This window comes from Lysobacterales bacterium, from assembly GCA_016721845.1.
Lineage (GTDB): Bacteria > Pseudomonadota > Gammaproteobacteria > Xanthomonadales > Ahniellaceae > JADKHK01.
On the sequence record JADKHK010000013.1, the window covers coordinates 627,190 to 643,114 of the forward strand.

The 15,925-nt window shown below is 65.3% G+C and carries 16 protein-coding genes and 1 pseudogene; 9 read left to right on the top strand and 8 right to left on the bottom strand.

The genetic code is table 11. The annotated features are described in order from the left end of the window. The first annotated feature begins 54 nt into the window (after positions 1–54). The 3 genes and pseudogenes from rnc to recO all read left to right on the top strand — a co-directional run bounded on the left by rnc (position 55) and on the right by recO (position 2,513). Positions 55–891: pseudogene (rnc, locus tag IPP28_10210) on the top strand (ribonuclease III). Continuing rightward, positions 888–1,781, top strand: a complete 894-nt coding sequence (gene era / locus IPP28_10215) for a GTPase Era (protein MBL0041393.1) — start codon at positions 888–890, stop codon at positions 1,779–1,781. The pseudogene rnc and the gene era overlap by 4 nt, the downstream one beginning before the upstream one ends. Positions 1,782–1,784: 3 nt before the next feature. Then, the gene (gene recO, locus IPP28_10220; protein MBL0041394.1) at positions 1,785–2,513 is read left to right on the top strand and encodes a DNA repair protein RecO; all 729 of its coding nucleotides are present in this window, start codon (positions 1,785–1,787) and stop codon (positions 2,511–2,513) included. On the opposite strand, the gene IPP28_10225 is transcribed toward recO, so the two are convergent. Next, the gene (locus IPP28_10225) at positions 2,479–3,168 is read right to left on the bottom strand and encodes a response regulator (GenBank protein ID MBL0041395.1); all 690 of its coding nucleotides are present in this window, start codon (positions 3,166–3,168) and stop codon (positions 2,479–2,481) included. The genes recO and IPP28_10225 overlap by 35 nt on opposite strands. Positions 3,169–3,270: 102 nt before the next feature. Here IPP28_10225 and rlmD point away from each other — a divergent pair, with 102 nt between their 5' ends. From rlmD to IPP28_10255, 6 genes are all read left to right on the top strand, one after another. Further along, positions 3,271–4,557: a 23S rRNA (uracil(1939)-C(5))-methyltransferase RlmD gene (gene rlmD, locus IPP28_10230; GenBank protein MBL0041396.1), complete on the top strand. Its 1,287-nt coding sequence runs from the start codon at positions 3,271–3,273 to the stop codon at positions 4,555–4,557. Between the two features lies 1 nt (position 4,558). Beyond that, positions 4,559–5,056, top strand: a complete 498-nt coding sequence (locus IPP28_10235) for a CYTH domain-containing protein (GenBank protein MBL0041397.1) — start codon at positions 4,559–4,561, stop codon at positions 5,054–5,056. Continuing rightward, positions 5,050–6,063 carry a beta-N-acetylhexosaminidase gene (gene nagZ, locus IPP28_10240; protein MBL0041398.1) on the top strand — a complete coding sequence of 338 codons (1,014 nt, stop codon included), beginning with the start codon at positions 5,050–5,052 and terminating at the stop codon, positions 6,061–6,063. Before IPP28_10235 ends, nagZ begins: the two co-directional genes overlap by 7 nt. Next, positions 6,060–6,611, top strand: coding sequence for a hypoxanthine-guanine phosphoribosyltransferase (locus tag IPP28_10245; GenBank protein ID MBL0041399.1), 552 nt, complete (start codon positions 6,060–6,062; stop codon positions 6,609–6,611). Before nagZ ends, IPP28_10245 begins: the two co-directional genes overlap by 4 nt. 4 nt (positions 6,612–6,615) lie before the next feature. Continuing rightward, positions 6,616–7,368 (top strand): S-methyl-5'-thioinosine phosphorylase, encoded by a 753-nt coding sequence (locus IPP28_10250; GenBank protein MBL0041400.1) that lies wholly within the window; start codon positions 6,616–6,618, stop codon positions 7,366–7,368. Between the two features lie 88 nt (positions 7,369–7,456). Next, a complete protein-coding gene (locus IPP28_10255; protein MBL0041401.1) occupies positions 7,457–7,663 on the top strand; it encodes a cold-shock protein in 207 nt (68 codons plus the stop codon). Between the two features lie 52 nt (positions 7,664–7,715). Here IPP28_10255 and IPP28_10260 read toward each other — a convergent pair whose 3' ends face one another. The 7 genes from IPP28_10260 to IPP28_10290 form a co-directional block, all read right to left on the bottom strand. Next, positions 7,716–9,488 carry an ATP-binding cassette domain-containing protein gene (locus tag IPP28_10260; protein MBL0041402.1) on the bottom strand — a complete coding sequence of 591 codons (1,773 nt, stop codon included), beginning with the start codon at positions 9,486–9,488 and terminating at the stop codon, positions 7,716–7,718. Positions 9,489–9,536: 48 nt separating this feature from the next. Beyond that, complete coding sequence (locus tag IPP28_10265; protein MBL0041403.1) at positions 9,537–10,130, bottom strand: YigZ family protein; 594 nt, start codon at positions 10,128–10,130, stop codon at positions 9,537–9,539. Beyond that, on the bottom strand, positions 10,127–10,987 hold the full coding sequence (locus IPP28_10270; GenBank protein MBL0041404.1) for a hypothetical protein: 861 nt from the start codon (positions 10,985–10,987) through the stop codon (positions 10,127–10,129). Before IPP28_10270 ends, IPP28_10265 begins: the two co-directional genes overlap by 4 nt. Beyond that, positions 10,984–11,538 carry an RNA polymerase sigma factor gene (locus IPP28_10275; GenBank protein ID MBL0041405.1) on the bottom strand — a complete coding sequence of 185 codons (555 nt, stop codon included), beginning with the start codon at positions 11,536–11,538 and terminating at the stop codon, positions 10,984–10,986. Before IPP28_10275 ends, IPP28_10270 begins: the two co-directional genes overlap by 4 nt. Before the next feature lie 117 nt (positions 11,539–11,655). After that, positions 11,656–13,515, bottom strand: a complete 1,860-nt coding sequence (gene cysN, locus IPP28_10280) for a sulfate adenylyltransferase subunit CysN (GenBank protein MBL0041406.1) — start codon at positions 13,513–13,515, stop codon at positions 11,656–11,658. Continuing rightward, positions 13,515–14,414: a sulfate adenylyltransferase subunit CysD gene (gene cysD / locus IPP28_10285; GenBank protein MBL0041407.1), complete on the bottom strand. Its 900-nt coding sequence runs from the start codon at positions 14,412–14,414 to the stop codon at positions 13,515–13,517. The genes cysN and cysD overlap by 1 nt, the downstream gene beginning before the upstream one ends. Positions 14,415–14,496: 82 nt before the next feature. Then, positions 14,497–15,909, bottom strand: a complete 1,413-nt coding sequence (locus IPP28_10290) for a hypothetical protein (protein ID MBL0041408.1) — start codon at positions 15,907–15,909, stop codon at positions 14,497–14,499. Positions 15,910–15,925: the final 16 nt, after the last annotated feature.

Here is a 15,925-nt window from a genome sequence, read left to right on the forward strand (position 1 = left end):
CCTGCAGTTGCGCGTTGGAGTCCAGCGGAGATTTTGCTCTCTCTGGAAAAGCGCATGTACATCAACTACGTTGAAGAAAAAAACGTCAACAAGCGAAGCTTCCAGATCAAGCGTGCAGGGGCTGGCTACACGCTCTCGGTCAAGTACGAGCGCCGCGAGCCATTGATCTACAACCTAGACTATGTCGCGAAATTCGAGCGTACGGTCCAATTGGGCACTGGCCTCGGTACGAATTGAACTGTGATCAGTTCCCTCTGCGATCTGGCGCTGGTCCACCGCAGTGCCCGTGGGGCCAACAACGAGCGCCTCGAATTTCTCGGTGACGCGGTCGTCGGTCTGGTCGTCGCGGAATTGCTTTACGAACGCTTCCCGAAACTTGACGAAGGGGTGCTCACGCGGATGCGTGCGCACCTCGTGTGCGAACGTGGGTTGGCAGAGGTCGCCCGCAAGCTGAAGCTCGGCGACCGCCTGCAACTGGGGCCGGGTGAACTGAAGTCCGGCGGTCATCGGCGCGACTCCATCCTCGCCGATGCGCTGGAAGCGCTCGCGGCAGCGCGATATTTCGAGTCTGGGTGGGATGCCTGCCGCACCGAAGTGCGCTCTTGGTTCGAACCCGCCTTGAGCAGCATGCACACGGACGAATTCGGCAAGGATGCCAAGACTCGACTGCAGGAATGGCTGCAGGCGCGCTCGCTGGGATTGCCCGACTATCAGCTGGTCGATGCGACGGGTCCAGAACACGCGCGTGAATTTCTGGTGCACTGTCGCGTCGCTGCGCATGCGCGTCAGACCGAGGCGCGAGGCAGCAGCCGCAAATTGGCAGAGGCACGTGCGGCCGAGGCCATGATCACCCAACTCCTGAGTGAAGAACGCAAGGCGACTCCCGCATGACCGAACATCGTTTCGCCACCGTTGCCGTGGTGGGTCGCCCCAACGTCGGCAAGTCGACGCTGTTGAACGCCCTGGTCGGCTTTTCGCTCAGCATCGTCGCGCCGAAACCGCAGACGACGCGCCATCGATTGCTCGGTGTGCTGACCCGCGACGATGTGCAGTTTGCCTTCCTCGACACGCCTGGCATCCATCGAGCGCAGGCGCGAGCCCTGAACAAGATGCTCAATCGAACCGCGTTTTCGGCGCTGGAAGAGGCCGATATCGTGCTGTGGCTGTTGGATGCGATGCGCCGTACCGACGAGGACGAGCTGGTCGCTGAGCGACTGAAAGGTCGCAAGGTGCCGGTCGTGATCGCGTTGAACAAGGCCGACAAGATTGCCGACAAGACGAAATTGCTGCCGATGATCGCCGAACTCCAGCAGTTGTACTCGCCGGATGCGATCGTGCCGATTTCGGCGCTGAAGAATTCCGGTACCGAACAGTTGATCAAGGTGCTGGCCGGGCTTGCGCCGGTGGGAGATGCGCAGTTCGATGCCGAAGACATCACTGATCGCAGCGAACGATTCCTTGCCGCCGAGCGCGTGCGAGAACAACTGATCCTGCAACTCCACGACGAGTTGCCCTATGCGACCAATGTCGAGATCGAGCGTTGGGAACAGGAAGGCGATGTGGTCAAGATCGGGGCGGTGATCTGGGTCGAGCGCGACGCGCAGAAGGCGATCGTGATCGGTGCCGGTGGTGCCCAGCTCAAGGCCATCGGTACGCGGGCGCGAAAGGTTCTGGAGAAGTTGCTGGATGCTCGGGTCCATCTGGAGACCTGGGTGCGCGTACGCGAAAACTGGTCGGACGACGAACGTGCCTTGAAGCGCATGGGCATCGACCAGGCCTGAGCCATGGCCGAGCGCGTCGAGCGGCAGCTGGCCTACGTGCTGCATCAGCGCGCCTACCGCGAAACAAGTGCCATCCTCGAGTTGTTCACGCGAGATCATGGCCGCGTCGCCGTCGTTGCGCGCGGATTGCGAGCTGCGAAACCGCGCTTTTCACGAGGCAACCTGCGTGCCCTGCAGCCGATCGAATGCGCCTGGCTGCACCAGGGCGAGTTGGGCCAGCTGACCGCGGCCGAGGCAGCCGGGTTGCCCCTGGTCCTGAACGGATCCCGGTTGCAATCAGCGCTGTATCTCAACGAATTGCTCGTGCGGATGTTGCAACGTCACGATCCGCAAGCGGCGCTGTTCGAGGCTTATGCACGCTTGTTGCCGCAATTGTCCGCGAATGCCAATGCGCTTGGATTTCAATTGCGTCGTTTCGAAATGCAGCTGCTGTCCGAGCTTGGCTACGGCATCGACTTTGCAGTCGACACTTCGACGCAGATGCCGGTCGTGCCGCGCGGGCGGTATCGGGTAATGCCGGAACACGGCGTGATCAGTGCACGACATCTGGAGGTCGACACGATCTCCGGCGCCGCCTTGCTGGCGTTGTCATCGGGCGAGCAGCCGGATCCCGTGGCATTGCGCGAATTGCGCCGGATGATGCGTGCATTGCTCCTGCACCATCTCGGCGGACGCGGCCTGAATGCCTGGCGGGTGCTCAGGTCGCCAGTGCCGCCTTCAGATCGGGCATGAGCACGGCGCAGGCCTGATCGTAGCGATCGAGCAGGTCGTGCCAGACGATGGGGGTTTGTCGCGTCTCGTCGATGAATCGCGTCAACGGCAACGCGCCGCAGAATCCGGCCGAGGACTTCATTCGATGCAGGGATTCGCGCAACGCATGCTCGTCGCGGACTGAAGCCGCAGCCTCGAGCATGCCGCGATACACCGGCAGCTCGTCGCGCAGCATGCTGCGCAGTGTGCGAACGGTATCCATGTTGCCCCAGATCGTCATTGCGGCCGCATCATCGAGGCCGGGGGTGGCTGATCTGGAGTGACCCGACAAGGCGCCGTGCAATTGCTCGATCGCGATGGGCTTCTCCAGCGCCGAATCGAAACCGATGGCTAGTAAGTCGTCCGCGCGTTGATCATCCAATTCTGCGCTGATGGCGATCAGGCGTGCCCTGCGGATGCCTTCGATCTCGCGCAGGGCCGGCAACAGGGTGCTGCCGTCCTCTCCATCGAGTCGCTGGTCGATCAGCAGGGCGTCGAAGCTGCCCGTTTTCGCTGCTTCCAGCGCCATCGCGGCGGTCGCTGCAACAGCGACGGCATGGCCCAGGGCTTGCAGTTGCGATGACACGACTTCACGGACGATCGGATCATCGTCGATCAGCAGGATCTGCAGACTCATCGGTCGACCTCGATTCGGGCAGGGCGGCGGGGCTGCCGGTAGACTACACGGCCCGAGCCAGCGCCCAGAATCCCCTTGAATCGACGTGTTTCCGCCGAGCCGATGCAGCTCGACATCCAGAACTTCACCCACGACGGCCGCGGCGTTGCGCGCGTCGAAGGCAAGGCGGTCTTCGTGACCGGCGCCCTCGTCGGCGAGCGCGTGATCGCGAAGCTCACCGCCAAGCATCGCCAGTTCGATGAAGCCGAAGTCGTCGAGGTCCTGCAGGCGTCTCCCGATCGTGTGGTGCCGGGATGCGCCCATTTCGGCGTCTGTGGCGGCTGTGCGCTGCAACATCTCGCCCCGGCGGCGCAGATCGCGGCGAAGCAGCAGACCTTGCTCGACAACCTCGGCCGAATCGGTGATGTCACTCCGAAACGCATCCTCGAACCCCTGCAGGGTGACGCCTGGGGTTACCGTCGCCGTGGTCGACTGTCGGTGCGCCATGTCGAGAAGAAGGGACGTGTGCTGGTCGGTTTCCGCGAGACCAATGGCAAGTTCGTGGCCGACCTCCAACGTTGCCCGGTCGTGTTGCCGGCGATCGGCGAACGCCTGACCGCAATCGCCGAACTACTGGCCTCGATGGATGCCGTGCGCGAGATTCCGCAGATCGAGTTCGCCTGTGGCGACGCGCTCACGGTGCTGGTGTTCCGTCATTTGCAGCCGTTGTCGGCGGGTGATCTCGCCAAACTCCAGGCATTCGCGCAGCGCGAACAACTCGCGGTGATGCTGCAGCCAAAGGGGCCGGAGTCGTTGCACGCACTGTGGCCGGAGCAGATCGAGTTGTACTTCGACATTCCGCGCTTCGACCTGCGCCTCGACTTCGATGCGCTGGATTTCATCCAGGTCAATGCCGCGATCAATGCGCGCATGATCGACCATGCTCTGGGCCTGCTTGCCGTGCAACCGGATGAATCGATCTTGGATCTTTTCTGCGGTCTCGGCAATTTCACGTTGCCGCTGGCGCGTGTGGCGAAGTCGGTCGTTGGTGTCGAGGGCGACCACGCGCTGGTCGCTCGGGCGCGGCGCAATGCCGAACGCAACGGCATCGGCAATGCCGAGTTCTTCATGGCCGATCTGGCCGAGAACCAGCGTGACGCGGCCTGGGCGAAACGTCACTATGACCGCGTCCTGCTCGATCCGGCACGCGCCGGGGCCGACAAGCTGATCGAATGGTTCCCGTTCAAGCAGGTGAAGCGGGTCGTCTACGTGTCCTGTCATCCGGCGTCGCTGGCACGGGATGCCGGCCTGCTCGTGCGAGAACATGGCTTCAAGCTCAAGGCGGCGGGCGTGATGGACATGTTCCCACACACCGCCCATGTCGAATCCATCGCCATGTTCGAGCGTTGAGATGGGCGTCGAGATCGAACGCAAGTTCCTGGTGCGCGGCAATGCGTGGCGCGAACAGGTCACGCGCCGCATCGTGATGGACCAGGGCTATCTCGGCGGCGATCGCTGCTCGGTACGAGTGCGCCTGGAGGGCGATGCCGCGATGCTCAACATCAAGTCGCGCGAAGCCGGCGCACGCCGCCTCGAGTTCGAGTATCCGTTGCCGCTCGCGGACGCGCAGGACTTGCTTGAGCAGCTGTCCGGTCCGCGCGTCACCAAGACGCGGCATCATGTCACCGTCGATGCTGCGTTGTTCGAGATCGACGAATTCGCGGGTGCGAATGGTGGCTTGATCGTGGCGGAAATCGAGCTGGATGCGGTCGACGCAACTTTCCCCCGTCCCGAGTGGCTCGGTCGCGAAATCACCCACGAGATTCGCTTCTACAATCTGCGTCTGGCCGAATCGCCGTTCTCCGAGTGGCCGGATCGCGACGCATTGATCAAGGAAATCGCATGCTGATGATCGGCATTGCCGGCAAGACGCTGGCTCCCGAAGAATTCGACTGGATCCGTGCACCGATGGTCTGCGGCGTCATTCTGTTCACGCGGAATTTTTCGTCGCGTGAGCAGTTGCTCGCCCTGTGCGCCGAACTTCGCGCCGCACGAGGGGAAGAGTTCCTGATCGCGGTGGACCAGGAAGGCGGCCCGGTACAGCGCTTTCGCGAGGGGTTCACGGCGCTGCCGGCGTTGGCACTGTTCGGCGAGCGCTATGCCATCGATGCCGCCGGTGCGCTCGCATTGGCGGAACAACACGGTTGGCTGATGGCTTGCGAAATGCTCGCGCTCGGCATCGACCTGAGTTTTGCACCCTGTGTCGACCTGAAACGAGGCAATCGCGCCATTGGCCAGCGCGCGTTCCATGACGATCCGGCAGTAGTGGCGGCCTTCGCAGCGGCCTACGTGCGCGGCATGCACAAGGCCGGCATGGCGGCGACCCTGAAACACTTTCCCGGCCATGGCTCGGTGCTGGAAGACACCCATTTCGATGCCGCGGTCGATCCACGGCCGTTCGCCGTGATCGAGCGCGAAGACCTGTATCCCTTCACCGCAGGATTCGCCGCGCAAGCCGAAGCGGTGATGATGGCGCACGTCAGTTATCCCGCCGTCGCCCCCGAGCCTGCGGGCTACTCGCCCTATTGGATCCGCGACGTGCTGCGTGAGCGCTTGAAGTTCGCTGGCATCGTGTTCTCGGACGACATCGGCATGGCTGCGGCCGAGTCCGCGGGCGGCATCAAGGCACGCATCGACGCGCACCTGGATGCCGGTTGCGACATCGTCCTGGTCTGCGCGCCAACCCTGGTGGCCGAAGCCATCGTCGCGGTGTCGCAGCGCCAAGCCTTGCCGATGGCGAGACTGGCGTCGCTGCGCGCGCGCGCTGTCCCGCAGTGGTCGCAGTTGCTCGCGGCCGATGAGTTCATCCAAACCCGCGCTGGCCTCGCCGCGCTCAGCCAGGAGTCCGTGGCATGAATGCCCATCCGCTGTCCGAAGCCCTGAAACACTCCGACTGTCTCTGGTCGCGCGAGCAGCTGTTCAGCGAGATCGCGCGTCTCGGCCGCGAACTGGATGCTGCCTATGCCGATTGCCCGCAGCCGCCGATCTTCCTGACCGTGATGAACGGCGGCATGTTCTTCGGTGCATATCTGGCGCACGCGAGTGGCGTCGATTTCCACTTCGACTACGTGCATGCGACACGCTATCGCAGCGGCACCCTCGGGCACGCGCTGGAACTGGTGAAGGCGCCGCGCACGCCGCTCAAGGGACGCGACGTGCTGATCGTCGACGACATTCTCGACGAAGGCAAAACCCTGGTGATGGTGCGCGATTGGTGCCTGGCACAGGGTGCTGCCTCGGTGCGCATCGCGGTGCTGGCCGAGAAGAAGCATGATCGCTGCGTGCCCGGCTTCAAGGCCGACTTCATCGGGGTCGATGTTGCCGATCGCTATGTCTACGGCTTCGGCATGGATTACTACGAGCAGGGTCGCAACCTCGATGCCATCTACGCGTTGAAGGACTGAGCCGATGAGCGTTGAACTGGGTCTGATCGGGGGTACCGGCCTGTATGCGTTTCCGGGGCTGTCGAACGCGACGCGCGTCGAGATCGATACGCCCTTCGGCGCGCCGTCGGGTGCCTATGTCTGTGGTGAGCTCGATGGATGCCGCGTCGCCTTCCTGGCACGTCATGGCGAGTCGCATACGGTCGCTCCGCATCGGGTGAACTATCGCGCCAACGTGCACGGCTTCAAGCAACTCGGCTGCCGTCAGGTGATTGGCATCAATGCCGTCGGCGGCATCCGCCACGACATGGGGCCGCGTGTCCTGGTGATCCCGGATCAGATCATCGATTACACCCATGGTCGCGCGAGCAGCTACAGCGATCGCCCGGACACCAAGGTCGAGCACATTGACTTCTCCTTCCCGTACACACCGGCTTTGCGCGCGCGTCTGTTGACGGCGGCGAAGCAGGCGGGCATCGCGGCGATCGATGGCGGCTGTTACGGCGCGACTCAGGGGCCGCGACTGGAGACCGTGGCCGAGATCGCGCGCCTGCGCCGCGATGGCTGCGACCTGGTCGGCATGACCGGCATGCCTGAAGCGGTGCTGGCACGGGAACTCGGCCTCGACTACGCCTGCATCGCGCTGATCGCGAACTGGGCTGCGGGTTGCGGCGATGAAGGCGAGATCAGCATCGAGGAAATCTACGCACATCTGGCGGCGGCCACGGCCCAGGTGCCGCCCTTGGTCCGGGCGCTGTTGGCGATGAATCCGCGCTGAAGGCTTGTAATTATTTTCAATCTGGGAAAAACTCTGGTCGCTGCGCCGTCGTGGCCAGCCGAGTTTCCTTTCAAGGGTTTGTCCAGCAATGCGCACCGGTACCGTGAAGTGGTTCAACGACGCGAAGGGCTTTGGCTTCATCGCGCCTGATGACGGCGGCGAAGATGTCTTCGTCCATTACTCTGCCATCACCGCGAAGGGCTTCCGCAGCCTTCAGGAAGGCCAGAAGGTGAGCTTCGAAGTCCAGCAAGGACCGAAGGGCGCACAGGCCGCAAGCGTCGTCCCGGTCGGCTGATCCGACCCCGCAACGATGCTGGAAAAACCCCGCTCCGGCGGGGTTTTTCTTTTTAGTGCTGAGGCATCGTGAATTGCAGGCGCGCCAGTTCGGCATAAAGGCCGCCGGCCTGCATCAGTTCCGAATGGGTGCCGATGGCCTGGATGCGACCCTGGTCGAGCACGACGATTCGGTCGGCTTTCTGCACGGTGGCGAGCCGATGCGCGATGATGATCGTGGTGCGGCTGCCCATTACGGCATCGATGGCCTCCTGGATCGCTGCCTCGGATTGCGCGTCGAGTGCACTGGTCGCTTCGTCCAGCAGCAGAATCGGCGCATCGCGCAGCAGCGCCCGAGCGATCGCGATGCGTTGGCGCTGGCCGCCAGAGAGCCGGACGCCGCGCTCACCCAGTTCCGCGGCGTACCCGCCGGGCTGGGCGATGATGAACTCGTGGGCCTGGGCCGCCCGGGCAGCGCGCTCGATCTCGGCCCGGGTCGCGTCGTCTCGGCCCATCGCGATGTTCGATGCGGCGTCCATCGCGAAGATCACCGGATGCTGTGGCACGAGGGCGATACGACTGCGCAAATCGGTGAGGCGGGTGGTTTCGATCGGTTGATCATCGATCAGGATTGTTCCGGACTCAGCCTCGTGGAAGCGCAGCAGCAACTGGAACAGGGTGCTCTTGCCGGCACCGCTGGGACCGACCAGGGCGATCGTTTCGCCGGGACGGATGTCGAGCGAGAAGTCGTCGAGCGCGATCTGCTCGGGGCGGCTCGGATAACGGAAACGCACGTGCTCGAAACGAATTGCGCCGCGTCCCAGTTGGGGCGCCGGAAGGGCATCGACGTGGTCGCGCACGGCGGGGTCGGTGTGCAGCAGTTCGGCGATCCGCTCCATCGCACCCGCAGCGCGCTGCACTTCGCCCCAGACTTCGGTGAGCGCGCCGACTGAACCCGCTGCGGTGACCGCGTAGAACACGAATTGGCCGAGCGTGCCGGCAGTCATGTTGCCGGCGAGTACGTCCTTGGCGCCGATCCACAACACCAGGGTGATCGCGCCGAATACCAGCAGGATCACCATCAGTGTCAGCCACGCACGGGTGCCGATGCGGCGGCGCGCCGTCGCCAACGAACGCAGGATGGTGCCGTCGAAGCGCAGCGCTTCGGCCGCCTCGCGCGTATATGCCTGCAGCGTCTGGATCGCGCCGAGCGATTCGGCCGCCTGCGCGCTGGCGTCGGCAATGCGTTCCTGCGACTCCTTGGACAGGCCGCGCACGCGTCGGCCGAAGAAGATGATCGGCAGGATCGCGAGCGGTATCACCAGCGCCGCGAACCCGGCCAGCTTCGGGCTGGTGACGACCAGCAGCACGCTGGCGCCGACCAGCATCACTGCACTGCGCAGCGCGACCGAGACCGAGGAGCCGATGACCGTCTGCACCAGTTCGGCATCGGCGGTGATGCGCGACAGCAGTTCGCCGCTGCGGCTGCGCTCGAAGAAGCTGGTGTCGAGTGTCAGCAGATGCGCGTACAAGCGCCGTCGCAGGTCGGCGACGACCGACTCGCCCAGCATCGAGATGAACCAGAAGCGCAGCGAGGTGGCGACGGCCAGGACGCCGGCGACGATGAACAGGCCGAGGAAACTGCGGTCGATGGCCGAGGGATCAGCGCCGGAAAAACCGTGATCGATCATCTGGCCGACCGACCAGGGCAAGGTCAGCGTCGCCGCGGTCGAGATCGCCAGAAACAGCAGCCAACCCAGGGCGAGCCCACGATAGGGCCGCAAGTAGGGCAGCAGTGCACGCAGCGGCTTCAGGCCGGGCTTCGGCTGTGGGTCGGGTTCGGACATCGTTCGATTGTGGGGGCTGGCCGCGGCGACACAAGTCGTTTGCGCGAATCAGTCGAGCAGACGCAGCGTCGCCTGGCCGCGGGTGGCGTCACGCAGGGCGATGCCGAGGCGATCAATCTGGTCGGCGCGCACGTTGATCTGCAGGGTGACGCCATCGGCGTCGAAGGCTTCGTTGTTTTTTTCTGCGGCCAGCGCGTCGATCAGCGCATGCACGGTGCCGAGATGGGCGAACCCGGCTGAAATCTCGGCCGCCTGCATGGCCACGCGTTCGAGTCGCTCCGCGGTGCGCAGGCATTCCGCAGCGGCACCGCCATAGGCGCGCACCAGGCCGCCGGCACCCAGCTTGATACCGCCGAACCAGCGCGTGACCACGACTGCAACCAGATCCAAGCCTTGTCCGTCGATCGCGGCCAGTATCGGACGCCCCGCCGTGCCAGCCGGTTCATCGGCATCATCGAACCGGTAAAGCTCGCCGATGCGATAGGCCCAGCAGTTGTGGCGCGCATCGGCATCGCTGGCGCCGGCGATGAAGGCCAGGGCCGCCGCGACGTCGGATGCCGGCGCGGCCTGCGCGATGAAACGACTCTTCTTGATCTCGATCTCGAAGCGATGCGGCGCCGCCAGGGTCGGCCGCAGACTCATGGGTCGTAGCGGCGCAGATCGGTCGGGATGACGACGTCGGGATAGGCCAGGTGGAACGCGTGCAGTTCGGTGCGCGCCTCGGTATGGCGTCCGTCGCGCACAAGCTGGCGGATGTGCGCCAGCCATGGCGCAGGCGCGCGCAAGTCGGCCTTGCGTTTCGAGCTTGCGTCGGTGCCGACAATGGCTTCGTCGCCCTCGCTGCGCAGGCGCCCGCCTTCGGCGGACAGGCCACCCAGCGCATCAGTGACCGCCGGTGCGGCCGCCGTTGCCGGTGCGGCGATGTTCTGGCGCCGCTCCGGAATCGCGGCTGCACCACCGTAGTCGGCCCGCTGATGCGGGTCCGGCACCCCCGATTTCTGCTCGGCCGGCGCCGGAGCGGCCAGTGCTTCGGCCGCGGCCTGCGGCAACGCCTGCTTGGCCAGCGCCTCGTCCTTGAACGCCTGCGGCTCGGTTGGGACGGGTGGCGGCGGGGGGGCGGGCGGTGGCGGTGCGCTCGGCAACTGCGCCATTTCCAGGCCCTTGTCGCGGCTGCGATGGTCGCCCGACACGACATCCACTTCGAACACTTCTTCGCGCGTCGCGGGTTTCGCAGCCGTGGTCGATTCCGGCATCTGGCGGGCCTCGAACACGCGCCAGCCGATACCGGCCGCGATCGCGACCCCGGCAAAACTGGCGGCGAGGGCGATCCAGCGCGGCGGCCGGTGTCGCACCGGCTCGGGATGCGCAACGGCTGCACGCGCCTTGGTCAGCACGGCGCGATCGAGCAGTGCGGTCGGCTCCGATTGCGGCAGACGCTTGTACGCCGCCACCTCGGCCTCGTAGTCACGCATCAGGGCGTCGAGTTCCTGGTCGTTCATGCGTAGGACCTCAAGCTCACCCGCAGTTTTTCAAGGGCATAGCGCAATCGCGATTTAGCGGTTTCGCGACCGACACCCATGACTTCGCCGATTTCCTCGATGCCGAGCCCGTTCTCGACCCGCAGCAGGAAGGCGCCACGCTGGTCGGCCGGCAATTCGGCCAAGGCCTCCTGCAGGCGGCGCGATTGCTCGAAGTCGCTGAGCACGCGCTCGGGGCGTTCGCGCTCGTCGTTCTCGGCGACACGGAAGACGTTCTCGGCGGTTTCGCCATTGTCCTCGGGACGTTCGCGACGGTACTGGTCGATGACCAGGTTGTGCGCGATCTGCAGCAGCCAGGTCGAGAACTTGGCTTCGACGCGATAGCGCGCGCGCGCCTGGATCACCCGTCCCCAGACTTCCTGGAACAGTTCGTCGGCCAGCTCCCGCCGCTTCACGCCGCGCAGCAGGAACCGGAACAGCGGCCCGCGATGGCGCGTGTACAACGCCTCGAACGCACGCGCGTCGCCGCTTGCGTAGGCCAGCATCAGTTCCTCGTCACTGCGTTCGGTCATCGTCGGCGAGCGTAAACGATGCGCCCGATGTGGCATAGCCTCGGGTGCGGGAGATTCGAACAGGGGCAGGGCGATGGCGTTCACGGGCGGTGGAACGCGCTTGCCGTCGCTCCGGGGTTAGCGCAACGCCGCCTCCACCACCTGCATCGCCAAATGCTCGGTACTCGCGGCCTGGGTATCGAGCACCAGTTCGGCGTGTTCCGGATGCTCGTAGGGCGAGTCGATGCCGGTGAAGTTCGGAATCTGTCCCGCACGCGCCTTTGCGTACAGGCCTTTCACGTCGCGCTGTTCGCAGACTGCGAGGGGCGTATCGACGAAGATCTCGACGAACTCGCCGTCCGCGAAGCGCTCGCGCGCCATGCGCCGTTCGTCGCGGAACGGCGAGATGAACGAGACAAGAACGATCAGGCCGGCATCGACCATCAGCCGCGCCACTTCGGCGACCCGGCGGATGTTTTCGACCCGGTCTTCGGCGCTGAAGCCGAGATCGCGATTGAGGCCGTGACGGACGTTGTCGCCATCGAGCAGGTAGGTGTGATGGCCGCTGGCGAGCAGTCGCTTTTCGACCAGGTTCGCGATCGTCGACTTGCCCGAACCCGAGAGCCCGGTGAACCACAGGCAGCGCGGCACCTGGCCCTTGATGGCGGCGCGCGCCGGCTTGTCGACGTCGAGCGCCTGCCAGTGCACGTTGCTGGCGCGGCGCAGCGCGAATTCGATGCGGCCCATCGCCACCGTGGCATTCGTCGTGCGGTCGATCAGGACGAAGCTGCCGAGTGCGCGATTTTCGGCATAGGGCGCAAACGCGATGTCCTGGTCCAGCGACAGGTTGCACTGCGCGACTTCGTTCAGCGCCAGACGCGTCGCCGCCAGATGTTCCTGGGTGTTGACGTCGACCTTGTGCTTGATCGCGGTGACCTGCGCGTTCACCGTGCGCGCCGCCGTCTTCAGCAGGTAGCGCCGTCCGGGCATCAAGGGTGCATCGTGCAGCCACAGCAGTTGCACCGCGAACTGGTCGGCGATGGCGCAGGGCGCGGCAGCGGCCGCGAGTACATCGCCGCGGCTCACGTCGATTTCGTGATCGAGCGACAACAGGACCGATTGCCCGGCCGCAGCGGTGTCGCAGGCGTGCTCGCCCACCGCAATCGTCGCAACGCGCGCATGCCGACCTGAAGGGAGGGACACGATCTCGTCGCCGACGCGCACGCGACCACTCGCGATCAGTCCGGCATAGCCACGAAAATCCTGATCCGGTCGGCAGACCCATTGCACCGGCATGCGGAACGGGGCGTTCGATTCATCGCGATCGATGGCGACGGTTTCGAGGTGTTCGAGCAGTGGCGGACCCGCGTACCAGGGCATCGCCGGCGAGCGTGCGATGACGTTGTCGCCGACCAGCCCGGAGATCGGGATGGCCTGTACGTGCGCGATGCCGAGGGTTGTTGCGAGGTCGCGATAAGACGCGACGATCTCGTCGAAGCGCGATGCGTCGTAGCCGATCAGGTCCATCTTGTTCACCGCCAGCACGATCTGGCGGATGCCGAGCAGGGCGACGATGTAGCTGTGTCGGCGCGTCTGCGTCAGCAGACCCTTGCGCGCATCGACGAGCACCACGGCGACATCCGCCGTCGATGCGCCGGTCGCCATGTTGCGCGTGTACTGCTCGTGCCCCGGGCAGTCGGCGACGATGAACTGGCGACGGTCGGTGCCGAAAAACCGGTACGCCACGTCGATGGTGATGCCCTGTTCGCGCTCGGCAGCAAGGCCGTCGAGCAGCAGCGCGTAATCGATCGCTTCGCCCTGGGTGCCATGGCGGGCACTGTCACGTTCCAGTTTGGCGAGCTGGTCGTCGTAGAGCTGCTTGCTTTCGTACAGCAATCGCCCGATCAGGGTGCTCTTGCCGTCATCGACGCTGCCGCAGGTGATGAATCGCAGCAGCGGCTTGTTCTCATGTCGGGACAGATAGTCGGCGATGTCCATCAGAAGTAGCCCTCCTGCTTCTTCTGCTCCATCGAGGCACCGGCATCACCGTCGATCAGTCGACCCTGGCGCTCGGACGAACGCGCCAGCAGCATCTCGGCGATGATCTTCTCCAAGGTATCGGCTTCGGATTCGAAGCCGCCCGACAACGGATAGCAACCGAGCGTACGGAAACGGATGCGGCGCAGTTGCGGCGTTTCGTTCTGGCGCAGGGGCAGACGCGGGTCGTCGACCATGATCAGGCTGCCGTCGCGTTCGACCACCGGCCGTTCCTTCGCGAAATACAGCGGCACGACCGGGATCTGTTCGCGCAGGATGTACAGCCAGATGTCGAGCTCGGTCCAGTTCGAGAGCGGAAACACGCGCACGCTTTCGCCGGGCGCGATCCGCGTGTTGTACAGATTCCAGGGTTCCGGCCGCTGCTGCTTCGGGTCCCAGCGATGTTGCGCGGTACGAAACGAGAACATGCGTTCCTTGGCGCGCGAAGCCTCTTCGTCACGGCGCGCGCCGCCGATGGCGGCGTCGTACTGCCCGGCATCGAGCGCCTGCTTCAGACCCTCGGTCTTCATGATGCGCGTATGTTCGGCCGAGCCATGCGTGAATGGACTCACGCCATCGCGCAGGCCATCCGGGTTGATGTGCACGCGCAGTTCCACGCCATAACGTGCCGGCACCCCGTCGCGCAGCGCGTACATGTCGCGGAACTTCCACGTCGTGTCGACATGCAGCAGCGGAATCGGCGGCGGCGCCGGATGGAAGGCCTTGCGCAACAGGTGCAGCAGCACCGACGAGTCCTTGCCGATCGAATACAGCATCACCGGCCGCGAAAATTCGGCCGCCACTTCACGCAGGATATGCAGGCTCTCCGCTTCGAGCCGGTCGAGATGGGTCAATGTCATTCGTGCATTGTCCGCGAAACCGCGACGGCATGGATATGACGTGGCGTGCGTGCGGCCGCGCGTTATGGAATAAGTCGCTGGCTCAATCGAAGCCGTTGTTGAAGATGCGGGCGGTGTCGGTGTCGAGGCGGGCGACGAGGGGTTGGGAGGGGGCTTGGCCGCAGGTGGGTGCGGTGGCGCCGACGAGGGTGGTGGCGAGGCCCCAGGAGGCGATGTTCGAGAGGGATTGCGCCGGGAACTGGCCGGCGCTGCAGCCGGGTGTGCCCGGATAGGTGAAGCTGGCCACGCCGGCCACGCCGAATGCGGTTTCCACGCTGTCGGGCACGCCGGCGCCGTCGCCGAGTTGTACCGACGCGACGTAGTAGCCCACCTGCGACTGCCCGCTCGAACGCAGGCCCATCGCGAACACGGCGCGATTGCCGCTGGCGCCGGTCGCGGCCACGCTGTTGTCGTCGCCCGTGGCGCCCACTGCCACGCTGCCGCCGAGCGCTGGCGCGGCCGGCAGGAAGACCGTGCGCACGGCGTCGCCGCGAATCACGTACAGGCGTGCCGCGGAGCCGAACGCGCTGTTGTCGCCGACCAGTCCGCCCACCACCATTGCGCCGCCGCCGATCTGTCGCCCCTTGTACACGCGCGACCAGAAGCCGTCTGGCGTCGCGGTCGCACCCATGCCGACCGGTGCCAGCGTGCTGCCGTGCACGCGCATCACGCCCCAGCCGGTGCCGCCGCTCATGCGGAAATTGCCGAAGACACGAATGTCGCCATCGCCGCCGACGCGTGCCGCGACCAGGTCGTCGCTCGCGAATCCCGTCAGGTTCGGCGAGGCGACGGCATCGATCGCACCACCGGCGTTGATGCGCGCGACCACGCCGGTCGGCACGCCGGTCTGGGTATTGCCGTCCAGTTGACCCACGACCAGCCACTCGCCATTCGCCCCCGGAAACACGCCCCGCGTGTGCACCCGCGGATACAGGCGCGCGCCGTTGCTCGGCGGAAACGCCATGCCGCCCAGGTCGTAATAGCCCGGACCGCCGAGGTAGAAGTTCGCATCGAAGCCGCCGCTATTCAGGTCGACCAGCGCCAGCACCATCAGGTCGTAGGTGCCGGGCGCGGTTGCGGCGACCATCATGCGGTCGTCGAACGGATCGCCGTTGCCGACCCCGGCACACGCGGTGGACGACCACTGCGGCGCAAGACCCGCCCCGGCCGGCAGAACATTCACGCCATCGCCGGAAAACGCGGTGTCGAGCGCGCCGTCCGCACGCAGGCGGATCACCGCGAGTTGCGCACCCACGGCCCGGAACGCGACCACGGCCACGCTGCCGTTCGCGAGCGGACACGAACCCAGCGGTATGAAATCGTTCAGCGCCCCGTCCAGCACGCGCAGGCCATCGCCGTCGAAGGCAGGATCAAGCACCTCGGCGCTGGAATCAGGGGCAGCCAGCCACAGCGGCAGGCTCAGGAACAACACAACAAGGCGCGACAGGATCGACATGGCAGGTTCCGGAGGA

Excerpts from the sequence above, each read along its gene's own strand:
- IPP28_10265 (MBL0041403.1), bottom strand. The coding sequence starts at position 10,130 with ATGAGTCTGCGGCCGACCCTGGCGGCGCCGCATCGCTTCGAGATCGAG.
- IPP28_10275 (MBL0041405.1), bottom strand. The coding sequence starts at position 11,538 with ATGACCGAACGCAGTGACGAGGAACTGATGCTGGCCTACGCAAGCGGC.
- IPP28_10245 (MBL0041399.1), top strand. The coding sequence starts at position 6,060 with ATGAATGCCCATCCGCTGTCCGAAGCCCTGAAACACTCCGACTGTCTC.
- cysD (MBL0041407.1), bottom strand. The coding sequence starts at position 14,414 with ATGACATTGACCCATCTCGACCGGCTCGAAGCGGAGAGCCTGCATATC.
- IPP28_10260 (MBL0041402.1), bottom strand. The coding sequence starts at position 9,488 with ATGTCCGAACCCGACCCACAGCCGAAGCCCGGCCTGAAGCCGCTGCGT.
- IPP28_10235 (MBL0041397.1), top strand. The coding sequence starts at position 4,559 with ATGGGCGTCGAGATCGAACGCAAGTTCCTGGTGCGCGGCAATGCGTGG.
- rlmD (MBL0041396.1), top strand. The coding sequence starts at position 3,271 with ATGCAGCTCGACATCCAGAACTTCACCCACGACGGCCGCGGCGTTGCG.
- IPP28_10270 (MBL0041404.1), bottom strand. The coding sequence starts at position 10,987 with ATGAACGACCAGGAACTCGACGCCCTGATGCGTGACTACGAGGCCGAG.
- IPP28_10225 (MBL0041395.1), bottom strand. The coding sequence starts at position 3,168 with ATGAGTCTGCAGATCCTGCTGATCGACGATGATCCGATCGTCCGTGAA.
- nagZ (MBL0041398.1), top strand. The coding sequence starts at position 5,050 with ATGCTGATGATCGGCATTGCCGGCAAGACGCTGGCTCCCGAAGAATTC.
- era (MBL0041393.1), top strand. The coding sequence starts at position 888 with ATGACCGAACATCGTTTCGCCACCGTTGCCGTGGTGGGTCGCCCCAAC.
- recO (MBL0041394.1), top strand. The coding sequence starts at position 1,785 with ATGGCCGAGCGCGTCGAGCGGCAGCTGGCCTACGTGCTGCATCAGCGC.
- IPP28_10255 (MBL0041401.1), top strand. The coding sequence starts at position 7,457 with ATGCGCACCGGTACCGTGAAGTGGTTCAACGACGCGAAGGGCTTTGGC.
- IPP28_10290 (MBL0041408.1), bottom strand. The coding sequence starts at position 15,909 with ATGTCGATCCTGTCGCGCCTTGTTGTGTTGTTCCTGAGCCTGCCGCTG.
- IPP28_10250 (MBL0041400.1), top strand. The coding sequence starts at position 6,616 with ATGAGCGTTGAACTGGGTCTGATCGGGGGTACCGGCCTGTATGCGTTT.
- cysN (MBL0041406.1), bottom strand. The coding sequence starts at position 13,515 with ATGGACATCGCCGACTATCTGTCCCGACATGAGAACAAGCCGCTGCTG.